The sequence below is a fragment of the Bacillus sp. FSL R9-9492 genome, from assembly GCF_038007365.1.
Lineage (GTDB): Bacteria > Bacillota > Bacilli > Bacillales > Bacillaceae_G > Bacillus_A > Bacillus_A mycoides.
In genome coordinates, this window is sequence record NZ_JBBOXC010000001.1 from 581,815 (window position 1) to 600,851 (window position 19,037).

At 33.2% G+C, this 19,037-nt stretch carries 9 protein-coding genes and 2 pseudogenes; all 11 read left to right on the forward strand.

Annotation, left to right across the window (positions count from 1 at the left end; all coding sequences use genetic code 11):
* The first annotated feature begins 12 nt into the window (after positions 1 to 12).
* Positions 13 to 1,467 (forward strand): recombinase family protein, encoded by a 1,455-nt coding sequence (locus MKY70_RS02945; RefSeq protein ID WP_341023050.1) that lies wholly within the window; start codon positions 13 to 15, stop codon positions 1,465 to 1,467.
* Positions 1,464 to 3,032 carry a recombinase family protein gene (locus tag MKY70_RS02950; RefSeq protein ID WP_341023053.1) on the forward strand — a complete coding sequence of 523 codons (1,569 nt, stop codon included), beginning with the start codon at positions 1,464 to 1,466 and terminating at the stop codon, positions 3,030 to 3,032. The genes MKY70_RS02945 and MKY70_RS02950 overlap by 4 nt, the downstream gene beginning before the upstream one ends.
* 883 nt (positions 3,033 to 3,915) lie before the next feature.
* Positions 3,916 to 4,737: a Hachiman antiphage defense system protein HamA gene (locus tag MKY70_RS02955; protein WP_341023056.1), complete on the forward strand. Its 822-nt coding sequence runs from the start codon at positions 3,916 to 3,918 to the stop codon at positions 4,735 to 4,737.
* On the forward strand, positions 4,727 to 7,852 hold the full coding sequence (locus tag MKY70_RS02960; RefSeq protein ID WP_341074452.1) for a DEAD/DEAH box helicase: 3,126 nt from the start codon (positions 4,727 to 4,729) through the stop codon (positions 7,850 to 7,852). The genes MKY70_RS02955 and MKY70_RS02960 overlap by 11 nt, the downstream gene beginning before the upstream one ends.
* A gap of 250 nt (positions 7,853 to 8,102) precedes the next feature.
* Positions 8,103 to 8,255: pseudogene (locus tag MKY70_RS02965) on the forward strand (sporulation protein YhbH); the annotation flags it as partial.
* 128 nt (positions 8,256 to 8,383) lie between these two features.
* A complete protein-coding gene (locus MKY70_RS02970) occupies positions 8,384 to 11,200 on the forward strand; it encodes a leucine-rich repeat domain-containing protein (protein WP_341074453.1) in 2,817 nt (938 codons plus the stop codon).
* 303 nt (positions 11,201 to 11,503) lie between these two features.
* Positions 11,504 to 14,401, forward strand: a complete 2,898-nt coding sequence (gene colA, locus MKY70_RS02975) for a collagenase ColA (RefSeq protein WP_341023065.1) — start codon at positions 11,504 to 11,506, stop codon at positions 14,399 to 14,401.
* 246 nt (positions 14,402 to 14,647) lie between these two features.
* Positions 14,648 to 15,196, forward strand: coding sequence for an NfeD family protein (locus MKY70_RS02980; RefSeq protein WP_088032433.1), 549 nt, complete (start codon positions 14,648 to 14,650; stop codon positions 15,194 to 15,196).
* A 12-nt stretch (positions 15,197 to 15,208) separates the two neighbouring features.
* Positions 15,209 to 16,783, forward strand: a complete 1,575-nt coding sequence (locus MKY70_RS02985; protein WP_060750494.1) for a flotillin family protein — start codon at positions 15,209 to 15,211, stop codon at positions 16,781 to 16,783.
* A gap of 262 nt (positions 16,784 to 17,045) precedes the next feature.
* Positions 17,046 to 18,083: pseudogene (locus MKY70_RS30735) on the forward strand (HAMP domain-containing protein); the annotation flags it as partial.
* A gap of 120 nt (positions 18,084 to 18,203) precedes the next feature.
* A complete protein-coding gene (locus MKY70_RS30740) occupies positions 18,204 to 19,022 on the forward strand; it encodes a methyl-accepting chemotaxis protein (protein WP_370671442.1) in 819 nt (272 codons plus the stop codon).
* The last annotated feature ends 15 nt before the right edge of the window (positions 19,023 to 19,037 follow it).

Genomic DNA, 19,037 nt, shown 5'->3' on the forward strand with positions numbered 1-19,037 from the left:
GGAGGTCCTGAATTGAAAACCGTTGCATATTATAGAAGTTCAATTGATTCTCAGGAAAACTCAATCGAAATGCAACAAAATTCAGTTCTTACTCGCTCCATTGATATGGCATTGATTATCGATGAAGAATATATTGATGAAGCGGTATCAGCCCGAAAAGTCAGTTTTAAAAAACGTCCAGCTCTACAGAAATTATTACAAGATATCAACAACAACGATGTCGGAACCTTATTTGTATTTAAGCGAGATCGACTAGCTCGAAATGTGATGGAGTATTATGAAATTTATCAAATACTAAGAAACAAGAAAATAAATGTTATTTTAACTGCACCGAATGAGCCGCCAATGTACTACACACCAATTGGTGAATATCTTGAATTAATTATGGCGGGTATGGCCCAACGTGAAGGCGAACAAATTATTGAACGTTTAAAGCAAACATTAAAGTCAAATTTCCAAAGTGGAAAAAACCCAGGACATCTTCCGTATGGTTTCAAATGGAATAAAGAAACGAAAGAAATTGAATTGGTTGATAAGCAAGTACAAATTGTTAAAAGGATTTATGAAGAACTTGTATCGGGAAAATATGAATCCTTGAAAGAGCTTTGTAGTGTATTAGGCTTGAAAGAAAATGGTAAGTCTTGGACTTCGGCCGATATAAGAAAAATTGTATTAAACCCGACATATATTGGATTGCGTACTATGAATATTTTTGGTGAAGATGTTACTAGTAAATATGAAAGACTTTCCATTATTGATAAGAATACATGGGAAAAAGCATGTAGTATTGTCACCATATTATCTCCCAAAAAGACTCATCAAGATTATGTATTCGAACAAGTGTTATATCCATTGCAAGACTTATTAATTTGTTCGAAATGTAATGAATCATTACAAAAAGTAAAGGCCAGAAAAAAAGAAAATTTAAAGTATAAATGTTTAAATCATTCTGCGGTTTATGTTCTGAAGAGTACAATTGAACCATTAATCTTTGAACGCTGTAAGGAATATTTTGATAGCTTACTTACTTCCCATTTTCATGAACTATTCGATCGATATGAACAAAATGCTAAAAAACAAATACAACAGAAAATACAAACCATTGAAGAGAAAATCCAGCTTATGAATGAAAAGTTAATTACAAAAGTAGATACGTGGTATCACGAAACTGATGCGCCTTATAAGGATCAGAAAGAAGTCGAAATTATGGCGCTGTATGATGAGCTGGCAAAATATAAAGAACAAAAAGAACAGGTAATACAGGAATTAAGTGATGTAAAGCAATTACGTGAAAAGATAAGTAATTATCAATCCTCTATGTCGTTGTCCTATGACGAGATAAAGGAGAATCGACAGTTAGGTTCCTTTTTTCAAGATTTAATACAACAAGTTAAAACTGACGGAAAGAACTGCGAAATTATTTTTAAACACCCATTCTTACGTACTCAAGAGGTGTTAACATCATGAAGCTTTCTCATATATTACAACCAAATATGAAGGCTGCTTTTTATGGGCGTCATTCTACGGATAAACAAGATATGGATATGCAATTGAATTCCGTTATGGAAGTGATTCGCAAATATGATTGCATTCATAATCATTCTTTTCTTGATAAGGCTGTTTCCGCTCGTAAAAATAAAATTACAAGTAGGAAAGAACTTGAAAATATGTTCGAAGCGGCAAAAAGAAAAGAATTTGATTTTGTCATTGTTTATAAAAGTGATCGTTTGGCTAGAGATCCTCTTGAGCATCAAACGATACGTATTGTCATGAAGACACTAGATATTCCCATCATTATTAGTTCAACCGAGAGTGTGTACAATACTGATACTGACTTGATTGTGCAACTTATGGAAGATGGTTTTACCAAATATGAAGTTGACACCATTATCGCCAGAACACGATCAGGTCTAGAAAACAAAGCAAAACAAGGGAAATGGCTTGGTGGTAAGCCGCCGTTTGGTTACACATATGATAAGAATAGTGGGCAGTTTATAGAACACCCCGAAGAGCTTTGCTATGTAAAAGAAATCTTCAACTTATATTTAAATGGTCATGGATTTCAGCATATTGCTAATACGCTCCCTAACGGTTCCCGCCGCGGAAAAGATTGGGGGAAAGAGAATGTAAAGGCGATTGTGCTTAATCCTTTTTATTGTGGTTTATTATCATGGCGCCGACAAACAGGTGGAAAGCAAAATGTAAGGGATATTTGGGTCGAAGCACCAAACTACTATGTGAAGCCAATTATTTCACGAACGACATGGGAATCATGCTGGCGTATTTATTCAGAAAAACGTAATGGTAACATGGTTCCTAAATATTACAAAACAAGTTTTCTTTTGCAAGGATTGCTTTCTTGTGAAAAGTGCCAGGAACTAATGAAAACAAAGAATCAACAAACAATAAGTTCTACAAATAAAAAGTATGGAGGGAAAATTTATTTCTGTTCTAACTGCAAATTAAGAATAGATGCAGACCTCCTTCATGATAAAGTAGTTAATCAAACACTTACTGATGTAAAAATAAGTGGATTTCATAATGTGTATCATGCAATAGAACAAAAAATTCAGTATGAGATACAAGAATTGAATAACAATATTCAAAAGCATCAGCATCTCTTCGAAAACTACACCATCAAACTTCACAATATTACAGAAGAGCTCAAACAGCGTATGAAAAATAACGATGATAAGCGTTTTTTGAAGTCCTTAGCGATTTATCGTTCGGATGTACAGCGAAAACTAGATGGAATCATACAACAAATGAACGGCTTTAAACAGCAAATCATCCTCAAAGAAAAAATTGAAAAAAGTAAAGAAACATGGCTACATACTTTGAATAAAGTATTTCAGGATGATGTCAAGCTTCAAGAAATAAGCGATATGGATAAAAGACGATTTTTATTACCTCTCATTCAATCTGTATCCATTAAAGAAAATAAAAAGCGTAACGAATATGATATTTCATTACAGTTACGAACCGATTTTTCAAAGCGTGATGTGAAAAATCAAATCAGCTTGATTTTATAAAACAGCTATCACATTGGTGGCTGTTTTTTAGTTATTGATGTATCGGTATTTGGGTTGAACTGTAGATGAAGATCTTTTTGCTACTCGGTGGTTAGGATGGAGTGGTATACCACTCCACCCTAATCACCGAGTTTGATACTCTTAAGAAAGAGTTTGTATCTTAAGGATAAAGGGTTTGTCTTTGTTTATTATTATGTACAGTGATTTGGAGAAATAAACATGCTCGGTGATTAGGGAGGGCTTACAAAAAGAATAGTATAAAATCTCGGTTTTAAGGGGGAGTAATATAACGAATGTTTTAAAGTTAAGCAGATGGACGCAGATATCATATCAACGGAAAGTAACTTGAAACTTGGTGTACTTAAAGAAATATTATATAGTTGTTAAGTGACAAAAAAGTTGTTTAATTTACAATAAAATCGTTTGAAAAATAATAAAGTTTTTAAAAAAATGCGGTTCATTCTATTCCACAATCGGGCGCGATTATGGAAAAAGGGTGATACATATTATACATGACTAATATGTATCACCCCTTATTTTTTGTGACTTTTTACTATTTAGGTCTTAATAAATTTTAAAGCTACAATAGGATAGTTAATTATTATAAAAATTATTCCGATAGAGTATGTTTTGATTAATTTTTTTCAAAGCATACTCTTATTTGTTATATGATATATATGTAAGTCAGAATTAATAGTTTATTAGAGGGTTGAGGGGGGATTTTAAATACGGATGATAAACAGAAAAAAGTGGTATAAATACAATTTTAACTATCTATTTGAATATTACTCTAGATACTCTCGGTTTATTTAATCAATAAATATTAATGAATAAATAAATGATTTTTGTTTTTTCATTAGATACATGAAAGAGGATGAATACAATGGATCAGGAGCAATTAGAACATATAAGGTGGTTTATAAATACTGGAGAACAATTAGAAACTGCAGACAATAAAATTGTCGAGGTATGGGAGTTTCGTCATGAAAATGATGAAACAGTGCTTTCAGAGTGGGCTAAACATTTTAGAGGGCATTACTGTAGGGAAGAAGAAATAGATTTTTTAAGAGAAGATTATGGCTATTCTCGAGCGGAATATTTATCGAAAATAAAACTTCCTGATAAGTCTGAGAGATTAGGACCTTCTACAATGGCAGGAGATTTTGGCGAAATTTTGGTATCGGATTTTCTACAATATATATCTTCATACTGGGTACCACGAACTCGATATGGTAATAAAACAGTTCGTAACGAATCAACAAAAGGTTGTGATATTATAGGATTTAAAATTGTGGATGAGAGTCAAGAATCGTTAGAAGATACTTTGGCTATATTTGAGGCGAAAACACAATTTTCGGGGAATAAATCAAAACCAAGACTTCAAGATGCTGTGAATGATTCAAGTAAGGATCAAGCTAGAAGAGGAGAGTCTTTAAACGCTATTAAACAAAGGCTTTTTGCTGAAAACCAGATAGAGAAAGCTAAACGCATAGGAAGGTTTCAAAATCCAGAGGATCGGCCATATAAAGAAGTAAATGGCGCAGTAGCAATATTTAATACTGAAATATTTGATCGAGAGATAATTCAGGGGACAGACGCAGGTAATCATCCTAATCAAAGTAACCTTAAACTTTTAGTTATATATGGAGCTGAATTAATGAAACTTGTATATGAACTTTATAGGAGGACTGCAGATGAAGCCTGAAAATAAATCAAAACAATTATTAGGAGTAACTCAATCAAAAGCAAAGATGTATGAGTATAATGTTCCTTTTGAGGATCACATTAATATTTCTCGAGATCCAGCTAGATTATTTCCTTTAGCAATTGGTCTGTTAGGTGATGTTGCGGCTCAGACCATTTCGGAAAGTCTAGATGAAGAGAGTTTAAGAGATTTACGGGAAAATCTAGAGTTTTCAGCAAGATTTTTCGATGCTTACTTACAATCTCGATTAGAAGCTAATTTAAATCCATATCTTTTGTTACTAGGTGCATCATCGTACTATTTATGTGATTTACCAGGAAGTTCTATTGTTTTAGCTAATAATATTGATATTAAAAGTCTGAATTTAGAGTGTGAAGGAATAGAAATGCTTTTACTTTGGTTACTTAGAGGTGATTTTAACAATTCAATTACTTATTCTGGTGGATCTTATAAGAGATATATTGAAGAAATTTCTCGATTTGTAGTTATTTATTTCAAACAGGGGATAAATAATGATGAGCTTTTGGAAAGTACAAATGCATTGAGAAAAAGTGTTTATGCTTCAGGTACATCGCGTCAATTACTTATTACCGATGTGGTTTGTGCAGTTATCAGAAAAAGAATTTTAAACTCTACATGGTATTCATTACCTATATACTCATCAATTGATATTAGTAAGTGGCAAAGTACCTTATATAAAAAAAGCTTTATTCGTGAGTTATGGCCCGCTCAACATCTATTAGGGAAAAAAGGGGTTTTTAGAGGTGAGTCGGCTGTAGTTCAGATGCCTACTAGTGCAGGCAAGACGAAAGCTACGGAGATTATAATTAGAAGTGCCTTTCTTTCAGGACGAACATCGCTTGCTGTTATTGTAGCACCTTTTCGAGCATTATGTCATGAGATAAGTAATGGTCTAATAAAAGTATTTCATGACGAATCCATTACTGTAGATGAGCTTTCGGATGTACTTCAACAGGATTTTGAGATTGAAGCTATTTTAGAAGGGAAGCAAGTATTGATTGTTACTCCTGAAAAGTTACTATACATATTACGGCATATTCCTGAGCTAGCTAATAGTATTGGCTTATTAATATATGATGAAGGACATCAATTTGATAATGGTACAAGAGGGATTACGTATGAACTTCTTTTGACATCATTAAAAGAAATGGTACCTAAAACGATTCAAACTGTCTTAATTTCTGCTGTAATTAGTAATGCACAATCTGTAGGTAATTGGCTTAATGGTGAAGACAGTATGTTAGTTTCAGGAGTCAACCTTATCCCAACGTATAGAACTATCGCGTTTACAAGTTGGTTAGATCAGCTTGGGAGGTTGGAGTTTGTAAAACAAAATAGTCCTGATAATCAAGAGTTTTATGTCCCTAGAGTACTTGAAGAACAAGAACTAAAGCTTAAGGGAAGAGAAAAAAAGAGACGTGTATTCCCTGAAAAGAATGATGGGAAATCTATTGCTTTATATTTAGGGTTAAAATTGGCGATAAATGGGGGGGTGGCAATTTTTTGCGGTACAAAAACTTCAGTAAATAGTATGTGTGAAAAGGTTGTTGAGGCTTATGAAAGAGAATTAACTATCGTGAAGCCTCTTGTATTCTCAGATGAAGCAGAGGTAAAACGTCTACATTTTCTTTATCAAAGCCATCTTGGCCATGATGATGTAACGACACAAAGTGCTGCGTTAGGAGTTTTCACGCACCATGGTAATATTCCTATGGGAATTAGACTTTCTGTAGAATATGCCATGAAAGAAGGATTCATTAAATTTGTTATTTGTACTTCTACTTTAGCACAAGGAGTCAATCTTCCAATTAGATACCTTATTGTAACAAGTGTGTATCAAGGAGGAGAAAGAATAAAAACTAGGGATTTTCACAATTTGATTGGACGCGCCGGACGTTCAGGTATGCATACAGAAGGAAGTAGTATTTTTGCTGATCCAATGGTATATGATAAAAGAAGAGTAGATCGAGATAGCTGGAGATGGAAACAAATTAAAACTATGTTAAAACCTGAGAATGCGGAACCTTGTGCAAGTACTATATTATCACTTTTTGAACCTTTAGAAAGTGAAGACGGTAGATATCATATACCAATGGAGCCGTTAACCTTTGTTAAGGATTATTTGCAAGATATCAGAATAATAACTACATTCGCCAAACATCTTGTATTAGATCATGGAGATAAAGCATTTACAACTGAAGGTTTAAATAAACAAATCGGTAGGAAGATAAATATTATCTCATCTATAGAAAGTTTTTTAATGGCGCATTGGGATACTTTAAATATACAGGATACGGAGGAAAGAATTAGTGAGCTTGCTAAAGGAACATTAGCTTATTATTTAGCTAGTAAAAATCAACAACAACAAATTATTGATTTATTTAAACTCGTTGCGAAAAATATTAAAGAAAAAGTTTCAGAACCAGCTAGGTGTAAAGCTTACGGTAAAACGTTGTTTGGAGTATATCAATCTGTTTATATTGAAAAATGGGTAATTGAAAATATTAATGCGCTTATTTCCTGTGAAAATATAGAGAGTCTTTTGAAAGTTGTATGGCCAGTTCTTTCAGAAAATATTCAAAATAACACATTTAATAAGTGTAATAAACCAGAAGTGCTAATTAATGTAGCGGAACAATGGATTCAAGGAATTACATTTGGGGATTTATATAAATATATTACAGACAATGATATGAGGCTTGTAAGTAAAGTGCAACAAAGACAATTAAAGATAGAGCATGTGATTGATATTTGTGAACAAGCAATTGCATATGAGGGGACATTAATACTAGGGGCTATTATTGAAATAATTGAATTTATTTATAAAGAAAAGTACGAAGAACTTAAGGATAATCTGCGGAAGTTACAAAAAAGAATGAAGTATGGTTTATTCTCTGCAAAAGCCGTTATTATTTATGAATTAGGGTTTGCAGACCGGGTTGTTACAATTGAATTATGTTCAATTATGAAGGGGAATAATTCTTTTAAAAGAGCTTTAATTAAAGAATTTGTACATTTTGAAGATGAGGTACGTTTGGTATTAAGTAAGTATCCTTCATACTTTACTAGGATATTAGAAAATATTTTATCTTAATGGGGGAATAGCGCGTATTTATCAAGTTAATATTATGTAAAATCAATTTTAGGCGAGCAAGTTTCTCGCGAAAATTATTAGAAGTATTTCATCTTAAATGAAAATAATGGAACTTTAAGTGACAAAGAAAAAAGAATATTGCAAAGGGAAATCACACTAGGAGAATCTTAAGTTTATTGATCGACAGCTTTTAAAAATAAGAAATGAGATAACTTATAGCCTTATTTTATCGTGGGTGCATCCCTGCTAATTAAACCAGTACAACCGCCATAGTACACTTATGTCAGCCTACAAAAACATTAAAGATGAGAATTTCAGGTATTATATTTTAAAGCAAAAAGCAGATGTATTTCATGCAATGAAAAGCTTTTTTAAAGAAGAATCAGGAGAAAAAATGGCATAATCCCTTTTAAAGGGATTATTTTTTTGTAAACTTTTTATTTTTTTAGTTGACAACGATAATGAAAATCATTATCATTTATTCGAGAAATGATTACATTTTGATTTATATATTTTGGAGGAGATGTAAAGTTGGAAAGAAATAAAAGAAAACATATAAATGCGATGATTATCGCTGCGGCGTTATCGCTTCCATTTGCTACATATTCAACGCCTGCTTTAGCAGCTGTAGCAATTGAGGCGAACAAAACTGGACATGCTTTAGAAGATGGTACATATGATGCTGTTATTAAAGCGTATAAAGATAAAACGAATGAAGAGTCTATGGCAGCTGTTTATATAAAAGATCCTAAATTAACCATTGAGAATGGGAAGAAAATTGTAACGGCAACGTTAAGTGATAGTGATTTCTTCGAATACTTGAAAACAGAGGATATTGATACTCCTGGTGTATTCCATGATGTAAAAGTCATATCAGAGGATAAAAAGAAAAATGGGACGAAGGTTATTCAATTTGAAGTTGGAGAATTAGGAAAAAGATATAATATGCAAATGCATATTTTCATTCCGACAATGGCGTATGACAATAAGTATCAAGTGCAGTTTGAAGTGAATACGATGAGTTTAGAAAATAATACTTTGGAAGAACAAAAGGAAAATAAGGATGACAAAGTGGAGCAAGACGAAAACGCAAATGTAATACGAGACAAAAAATTACAACAACATATTAATAAATATAGTTTAGGTAGGGGAAATCTTGATGATCCTATAACAAAAGAAGACTTATTACAAGTTAAATCTTTAATTGTAGTGGAAGCAAAACGTAAAGGAATAAAAGATGTAAGCGGTTTGGAATATATGACAAACTTAGAAAACTTAACTTTAGAGGAAGTTGAGTTGGAAAATGTAAAGTTTATCTCGAAGTTGAGACAATTAAAATCAGTGAGTATAACTTATAGTAAACTTCAAGATATTGGGCCTCTGGCTGAGTTAGAGCATATTGAGAATTTAAGTTTAAGAAACAATAAAATCTCTGATTTAAGCCCATTGAGTCAAATGAAAAATGTGAAAATATTAGATGTAAATAGCAATCATATAAAAGATATTAAGCCATTATTTACAGTAACATCTTTAAAGACTTTGACTTTAGCAAATAATCAAGTTAGTAATGCTAGCCTTGAAGGAATTGAACAGTTAAAAAATGTGAAGAAACTGTCACTAAGTAATAATGGGCTCACTAACATTGAGCATATTACCGCAATGAAAAAGTTAGCTGATTTAGACCTTTCTAAAAATGACTTAGAAAATATAACACCTCTATCAAAGCTATCTACTGTACAGTCGCTTGATTTAGAGGAAAACTATATTTCTGATATAACACCACTTAGTCAATTGACAGGATTGTATAATTTAAAACTAGGATCGAATGAAATTCGTGATGTAAGACCAGTTCAAGAGTTAGGAAAAAGGATGTATATCGATATTCAAAGGCAGAAAATCTTTTTAAATGAAGCAAGCGTGGATGAAGAAATAAAAATTCCAATATACAATCTTAAAGGAGAAACACTTCAAAATATTAATGTGAAAAGTGAAGAGGCTACTCTGAATAACGGGTTTATAAAATGGAATAGCCCTGGAGAAAAAACATATGAATTTAAACTAGATACGAATTCTGCTGAAAGTAAAATAAGATTTAATGGGACGGTTATACAAAGTATAGTTGAAAAACAAACAGAAAGTAAAAATGTAATTCTTGATAAAAATTTACAACAACATATTAATAAAAAGAATTTTGGTAGAGAGAATCTAAATGCCCCTATAACAAAAGAAGATTTATTACAGATTAAAACATTAGAGATACTTAAAGAAAAAGGAAAAGAGATAAAAGATCTAACTGGTTTAGAATACATGACGAACTTAGAAAACATCACTTTAGAAGGAGTAGGGTTGAAAAATATTGAGTTCATCTCAAACTTGAAACAATTGAAAGAGGTGAATGTATCTCATAATAAAATTGAAGATATAACGCCGTTATCTTCACTGGAAAATTTACAGTGGTTAAACCTTGCGGATAATCATATTAAAGATGTATCAGTTCTTGGTTTAATGTTAGACCTACTCAGTTTAAAATTAGCTGGAAATGAGATTCGTGATGTAAGGCCGTTAATACAATTAGGTCAATGGTTTTCAATTGATGTCGGAAGACAAAAAATCATTTTAAATGAAGCAAAAGTAAATGAAGAAATTCAAGTTCCTGTATATGATTTAGAAGGGGAAATCATTGAGAATATAAAACTGACAAGTGAGGGTGGAACGATTAATAACGGAGTAATAAAATGGAGTACCCCAGGTGAAAAGGTGTATAAGTTTGATTTAGATTCTGATGAAAGTAGTATAAGATTTAGCGGAGCAGTTATCCAGAATATAGTTGAAAAAGAAGAAGTGACAGAACCAACAAAAGAAGTTGAAGAAATAAAAGAAGAAGTAAAAGAGCCGGTAAAAGAAGTTGAAGAAATAAAAGAAGAAGTAAAAGAGCCGGTAAAAGAAGTTGAAGAAACAAAAGAAGAAGTAAAAGAGCCGGTAAAAGAAATTGAAGAAACAAAAGAAGAAGTAAAAGAGCCGATAAAAGAAGTTGAAGAAACAAAAGAAGAAGTAAAAGAGCCGGCGAAAGAAGTTGCAGGTACAAAAGAAGAGGTAAAAGAATCAGCAACTGGATTGGATCAAGAGCCAAAAGGGAATAATCAAGTTGGTCCAGTAAAAGTGGTAGGACAAGAGAGTGCGAAAGAAAAAGATTCAAATAAACAACATGCTAATAAGCAAGAGGAAAATCAGAAGTCTTTAGCAGCAACTGGTGGTCAAGCTAACACACCGACCTTACTTTCTGGATTAGCACTTGTTCTTTCAGCATTAAGTATGTTTGTATTTAGAAAGAGATTATTTAAGAAATAAATAACGTTTTATCTTATTATTATATAAAATGATTATATAAGTTTTTGAGAAGCCCTTATTATAGCAATTTCATGTTGAAATATGCTTATGATAAGGGCTTTTTGAATAGGGGAAGGATATTAATACGAGGATGTTTCGATTGCTTAAATAATGGAGCAACTGTAGCGGAAACTGTAAGTCCCTTTCGTTCACTATATGTTCAAAATGTATGAAGAAATAATATGAAATATTGCATTTTATATCATTTCATCCAGATAATATGTTAATTTCTTGAATGGAATATATAAATAGGGGGGCAATAATATGAACAAGCAATCAAAGATCAATAAAGTGTTGCTTAGTATTAGTACAATGGCGCTATCGCTCGGAGCAATTCAAACGAATGTATCAGCAGAAGAAAAGGTACCGTATAATGTATTGCATTCGAAACCAGTTGGAATTGAAAAACCAGTAGATGAGATCGGACACGCTTCTAAAGCCGAGGAAACATTATCATTTCAAGAACGTTTAAAAGTAGGAGATTTTTCACAGCGACCAGCATCTATTACGAAGAACTCGGCAGTAAAGCAAGCTAAAGAAAGCTATTCAATGGCTGATTTAAACAAAATGAATGATCAAGAATTAATTGAAACGTTAGGCAGTATTAAGTGGCACCAAATTACAGACTTATTCCAGTTTAATGAAGATGCAAAAGCCTTTTATAAAGATAACGGAAAAATGCAAGTAATTATAGACGAATTAGCTCATAGAGGTAGTACATTTACGAAAGATGATTCAAAAGGAATTCAAACGTTTACTGAAGTGTTACGTTCAGCTTTTTATCTTGCATTTTATAATAATGAATTAAGCGACTTAAATGAAAGAAGCTTCCAGGACAAATGTTTACCAGCGTTAAAAGCTATTGCGAAAAATCCCAACTTTAAGCTTGGAACAAATGAGCAAGATACAGTCGTATCTGCATACGGAAAATTAATTAGTAATGCATCAAGTGATGTTGAAACGGTGCAATACGCATCGAATATTTTAAAACAATATAATGATAATTTTAATGCATATGTAGACGATCGTATGAAAGGACAAGCTGTATACGATATGATGCAAGGCATTGATTATGATATACAGTCTTACTTAAATGAGGCTCGTAAAGAAGCGAATGAAACGATGTGGTATGGAAAAGTAGATGGGTTTATTAATGAAATAAATCGTATTGCTCTTTTAAATCAAGTAACACCAGAAAATAAGTGGCTCGTTAATAATGGAATTTATTTTGCTAGTCGTTTAGGTAAGTTTCATAGTAATCCAAATAAAGGATTAGAGGTTGTTACACAGGCAATGCATATGTACCCGCGTTTAAGTGAGCCGTATTTTGTTGCAGTAGAACAAATTACAACAAACTATAATGGGAAAGATTATAGCGGGAATACGGTAGATTTAGAGAAGATACGTAAAGAAGGAAAAGAGCAATACTTACCAAAAACGTATACATTCGATGATGGATCTATTGTATTTAAAACTGGGGATAAAGTGTCAGAAGAAAAAATTAAGAGATTATATTGGGCTGCGAAGGAAGTAAAAGCGCAATATCACCGTGTGATCGGAAATGACAAAGCTTTAGAACAAGGTAATGCAGACGACGTATTAACGATAGTAATCTATAATACTCCAGACGAATACCAGTTAAATAGACAATTGTATGGATATGAAACAAACAACGGTGGAATTTATATTGAAGAGACAGGGACATTCTTTACATATGAGCGTACGCCAGAGCAAAGTATTTATAGTTTAGAAGAGTTATTCCGTCATGAGTTTACTCATTATCTTCAAGGGAGATATGAAGTTCCCGGTTTATTTGGAAGAGGAGATATGTATCAAAATGAAAGATTAACTTGGTTCCAAGAAGGGAATGCAGAATTTTTCGCAGGATCTACTCGTACAAATAACGTTGTACCAAGAAAGAGCATCATTAGTGGATTATCATCTGATCCTGCAAGCCGTTATACAGCAGAGCGTACACTATTTGCTAAATATGGTTCTTGGGATTTCTATAACTACTCGTTCGCATTGCAGTCTTACTTATATACTCATCAATTTGAAACGTTTGATAAAATTCAAGATTTAATTCGTGCGAATGATGTAGGAAATTATGATACGTATCGTGAGACTTTAAGTAAAGATTCTAAGTTAAATAAAGAGTATCAAGAGTATATGCAGCAGTTAATTGATAATCAAGATAAGTACAATGTGCCGGAAGTAGCAGATGATTATTTAGCTGAACATGCACCAAAAGCATTAACAGAAGTGAAGAAAGAAATTAGTGAAACGTTGTCTATGAAAGATACAAAAATGACAAAGCATACATCTCAATTCTTTAATACATTTACATTAGAAGGCACGTTTACAGGTAGTGTAACAAAAGGTGAGTCAGAAGACTGGAAAGCAATGAGTAAAAGAGTAAATGAGACTTTAGAACAATTGACGCAAAAGGAATGGAGTGGCTACAAAACGGTTACAGCATATTTCGTCAATTACCGTGTGAATAGCTCTAATCAATTTGAATATGATGTAGTTTTCCACGGTATCGCAAAAGATGACGGAGAAAATAAAGCCCCGACGGTTAATGTAAACGGACCTTATAACGGGCTTGTAAAAGAAGGAATTCAATTCAAAAGTGATGGGTCAAACGATGAAGATGGAAAAATCGTTTCTTATTTATGGGATTTTGGAGACGGCAGAACAAGTACAGAAGTTAATCCAGTACATGCATATGAAAGAGAAGGAACTTATAAAGTAGCCTTAAGAGTAAAAGACGATAAAGGTAAAGAGAGTAGAAATGAAACAACTGTTACGATTACAGATGGAAGTTTAACAGAATCAGAACCAAATAATCGTCCAGAGGAAGCAAATCGTATCGGGCTAAACACTACTATAAAAGGTAGCCTTATCGGTGGGGATCATACCGATGTTTATACATTTAATGTCGCATCAGCGAAAGATATCGATATTTCTGTTTTAAATGAGTATGGAATCGGGATGACATGGGTACTTCACCATGAATCAGACATGCAAAATTACGGAGCTTACGGTCAAGCTAATGGAAATCATATAGAAGCAAAATTTAATGCAAAACCAGGTAAGTATTACTTGTATGTATATAAATATGATAATGGCGATGGAGCGTACGCATTATCAGTAAAATAAGTGCTTTTCCAATGTATGTTTAACTTTACTTTTTGTGGAAAATAGTATATTATATAGATATACAATATATCGGTTATTTACTAGGAGGAGCCTGTCACAATAGGTTTCTCCTGTTCTTTTTTAGAGACCTGTCTTACAGGTTTTTCTTTAAAAAGTAAATAACTGAAAATTAAGATTAATGATTTTTGAAAGAGGTGGGGCATACACATAACAAAAAAGGGATTGTTTAAGAAAGGGGGATAAGAAATGGTCTTGTTTGGTTATCCACTTGAAACAATTTATTTATACGGATTTATAATTGCAACTATACTTACTGTCATTTATATCTTCTTTGGAGATATATTTGAATCAATATTTAGCTTTGGTGGAGGATCTGTATCCATTGTAACTTTATTACTTAGTTTTTTTGCAATGTTATGTGGATTTAGTTATATAGGAGAATATTTATTTTCCTTTAATAGCATTATTATTTTTGGTGGCTCATTTGCTATATCCTTTATCGGTGTTTTCATAATGAAAATATTAATTTTAAAACCGATTGCAGAGGCAGAGCAAAATACAATGCACCGCATGGATGAATTTATTGGACGAAAAGGAGAAGTAATTATATCGATTCCGAAAGAAGGATTTGGAGAAGTATTAATCTCATCCCAATTTGGAAGTAATGCAATACCAGCGAAAACAATTGGGAAAAAAGATATTTCACAAGGAACCGAGGTCATTATCGAGGGAGTTCAAGATGGTGTTTTGCTTGTACAAAACATCGCTTATTCTTTAAAGAAACCAAAATTATAAGGGGGAATTTACATGACGATTCCATTAATTATCGGTGGAGTTTTACTCGCAATTTTACTTCTACTCATTTTAGTATTCATTACGAAGTATCGTACAGTTGGTCCAGATGAAGCATTAATTGTAACAGGGAACTGGCTTGGTGGTGGAAAGAATGTTGTTATCACTGATGATGGAAAGAAGATTAAGATTATCCGCGGTGGTGGTACTTTCGTTGTTCCAATTATGCAACGAGCAGAACTTCTTAGCTTATTAAACTACAAATTAGAAGTTGGAACACGTGATACGTATACGAAACAAGGTGTACCAATTACAGTAAACGGTGTTTCTATTATTAAAGTAGGATCGACAATTGAAGAAGTTTCTACAGCAGCTGAACAATATTTAGGAAAAGAAACGGAAGAGTTAAAAGTAGAAGCAAAAGAAGTTTTAGAAGGGCATCTACGTGCTATTTTATCTTCCATGACCGTAGAAGATGCTTATAGTAATAGAGAGCAATTCGCACAAAAGGTGCATGAAGTGGCTTCTACTGATTTGAAGAAGATGGGACTTCGCATCGTTTCCTTTACAATTAAAGAAATAATGGATAAAAACGGTTACTTAGATGCACTTGGTCAGCCGCAAATTGCAATGGTTAAGCGTGATGCAACAGTTGCAAATGCAGAGCGTGAAAAAGAAGCGCGAATTGAAAAAGCTCGTGCTGAGAAAGAAGCAAAAGAAGCAGAATATCAACGTGATGCACAAATTGCTGAAGCTGAAAAGCATAAGGAATTAAAAGTACAATCTTATAAGAGAGACCAAGAACAAGCTCGCGCAGATGCAGATCTTTCTTATGAATTACAACAAGCGAAAGCACAACAAGGTGTTACAGAAGAGCAAATGCGAGTTAAAATCATTGAGCGTGAAAAGCAAATTGAGTTAGAAGAAAAAGAGATTGCGCGTCGTGAAAAGCAATACGATGCAGAAGTAAAGAAAAAGGCAGATGCAGATCGCTATGCTGTTGAACAATCAGCCGAAGCGGAAAAAGTAAAACAAATGAAAAAAGCAGATGCGGATCAATATAAAATTGAAGCAGAAGCAAGAGCACGTGCAGAAGAAGTTCGTGTAGAAGGTTTAGCAAAAGCAGAAATTGAAAAAGCACAAGGTCAGGCAAAGGCAGAAGTACAAAAGGCACAAGGTACAGCGGAAGCTGATGTTATTAGGTTAAAAGGTTTAGCAGAAGCAGAAGCGAAACAAAAAATTGCAGAAGCATTTGAATTATATGGGCAAGCCGCGATTATGGATATGGTTCTTAAAATGCTTCCAAGTTATGCGAAAGAAATTGCGAGTCCACTTAGCAACATTGATAAAATTACAGTCGTTGATACAGGCGGTGGTGGAAAGAATAGCGGCGCCGGAAAAGTTGCAGGGTATGCGACTGATTTAATGGCAACAATGCAGGAAACACTAAAAGCTTCTTCTGGTATTGATTTAAAAGAGTTATTAGAAGGGTTTGCTGGAAAAGGTGCCGTGCAGCAACTATCAAATGATAAACCTGTAGTATCAGTAGTAGAAGATGAGAAAAAAGAAGTAGAAAAAGATAAAAAATAGTAAGGTGGAAAGAACCTCTAGTAAATGGGATACTAGAGGTTCTTTCGTGAAATGTAATATTTCGAATAATGTACATTTTTATATATTGTTTTAATTATTTAAATTCTATAGAATGAAAAAGGTATGTAACAATACTTTAAATGTAGAGAAAGATGAGGAAAAAGAGAAAGAGGGTCTCATCAATACATTTAAATCGTATGATTTGTATAAAGAGATTAAATGTAAAGTAATTGCATTTAAAACGGTATGGAGGGGTAGGAATATGTTTCAAGGAAAATTAAGGAGTAGAAGCTTAAAAACAAAGTTACTTGTATCATTTATTATTATTTTAATTCTTCCAAGTATTGTAATTGGTTGGACGTCTTATCAGCAGGCGAAGACAAATTTTAATGAAACAATTTTGCAATCAGCAAAAGATAACGTGAAGGTTTTAAATAATGTAATTAATAAAGAGTTAGATAGTAAGAAAGTAGACGCAGCATATTTTACAAAATTATTCACTGGAGCGAGCTATCAAGCAGATCAGCTTCAAAACGTGCAAAATAAATTAGAAGAATATAATAAATTACATCCAGAAATGGAAGCAATATATACTGGATCTAGTAATGGACAATTTATTCAATCACCGGTACTTCAAATGCCAGAAGGGTATAATCCTACAGAAAGAGATTGGTATAAAGAGGCAGTGAAAAAAAGTGGTGAAGTAATTATCACAGCTCCATATAAATCAAAAACGACAGGAAATATTGTTGTTACAATAGCAAAACAAAATGAAGATAAAAGTGGCGTTCTCGGTATTGATTTAATTATTAATGATATTGTAAATACTTCAAAAATGGTTAACATCGGTAAAGAAGGGTATGTTGCAATTTTTGATCAAGATAAAAATGTAGTAGCACATCCAACGTTAAAGCCGGGGGATAAGGTAGAAGAGAAACTTGAAAAAGAGCTGTACAAGCAGGAAATAGGTGATTTTAAATTCTCATTAGATGGTGAGGATCGTAATCTTACCTTTAAAACAAATAAGCAAACTGGATGGAAAATAGCAGGAATTATGCCTTCAAAAGAAATAATTGAAGCGGCTGAACCTATTTTCTATAAAACATTAACTGTTATTGGTATCTCGTTAATAATTGGTGGAATTGTAATTTACTTCATAATCGCTTCTATTATTAAACCGTTAAAGCAACTTGTTATATCAGCGAGGAAAATTAGCGAAGGTGACTTAACGGAATCAATTGCTGTTCGTTCGAGGGATGAAATTGGACAGTTAGGTGAAAGTTTTAATGAGATGGCAGCATCATTACATGATGTAATTTCAAATATTAATACTTCAGCTGGTCATGTAGCAGCTTCTTCGGAAGAATTAACGGCTAGTATGAAGCAAGCAAGTGAAGCAACAGAACAAATTACAAGGGCGATGGAACAAGTATCGAGTGGGGCAGAAATACAAACGCGGGAAGTTGAAGAAGGAGCGACTCTGTTAGAAGAAGTTACAGAAGGAATTCAGCGTGTTGCGGATAGCTCTTCATTAGTATCCACAGCCTCTATGTATACGAAGCAAAAAGCTGAAGATGGTGGAAAGTTAGTTGAACAAACTGTGAATCAAATGCAATTAATTCATGAGTCTGTGTCACAGTCAGACGAAGTCATTTCTTTATTAGATGATAAGTCGAAGCAAATTGGAGCTATTCTAGAAGTGATTCAACATATTGCACAGCAGACAAACTTATTAGCATTAAATGCTGCAATTGAGGCTGCAAGAGCTGGAGAGCAAGGAAGAGGTTTTGCAATTGTAGCAGATGAAGTACGTAAACTAGCGGAACAATCGGGACAGTCTTCTACGGAAATTGGAAAGTTAGTGAAAGAGATACAATTTGATATAAAAGAAACTGTAAGTTCTATGAATCAAGTTGGTACAGAGGTACAATCAGGGCTTGTAGTTGCAAATGAGGCGAAGCAAAGCTTTGTAGAAATATTGAAATCTACAAATGATACAGTTGTACAAATTGATAGTATGGTAGATGTAGCGAAGCGAATGACGATAGATACAAAACAAGTAAGTGCATCTATTAATGAAATTGCAGCAACGATTGAAGAAAATGCAGCAAGCGTTCAAAATATTGCTGGCTCCTCTGAAGAACAAGTAGCTTCAGTAGAAGAAATAAATTCAGCAGCAGTTCACTTATCGCGAATGGCTGAAGAATTACAAGAGATGATTGGTAAATTTAAAGTGTAATAACAAGCATTAAGA

Bases quoted from the DNA above. Each gene is read 5' to 3' on its own strand.
- MKY70_RS02980 (WP_088032433.1), top strand. From the start codon at position 14,648: ATGGTCTTGTTTGGTTATCCACTTGAAACAATTTATTTATACGGATTT.
- MKY70_RS02955 (WP_341023056.1), top strand. From the start codon at position 3,916: ATGGATCAGGAGCAATTAGAACATATAAGGTGGTTTATAAATACTGGA.
- MKY70_RS02950 (WP_341023053.1), top strand. From the start codon at position 1,464: ATGAAGCTTTCTCATATATTACAACCAAATATGAAGGCTGCTTTTTAT.
- colA (WP_341023065.1), top strand. From the start codon at position 11,504: ATGAACAAGCAATCAAAGATCAATAAAGTGTTGCTTAGTATTAGTACA.
- MKY70_RS02985 (WP_060750494.1), top strand. From the start codon at position 15,209: ATGACGATTCCATTAATTATCGGTGGAGTTTTACTCGCAATTTTACTT.
- MKY70_RS02960 (WP_341074452.1), top strand. From the start codon at position 4,727: ATGAAGCCTGAAAATAAATCAAAACAATTATTAGGAGTAACTCAATCA.
- MKY70_RS30740 (WP_370671442.1), top strand. From the start codon at position 18,204: ATGGAACAAGTATCGAGTGGGGCAGAAATACAAACGCGGGAAGTTGAA.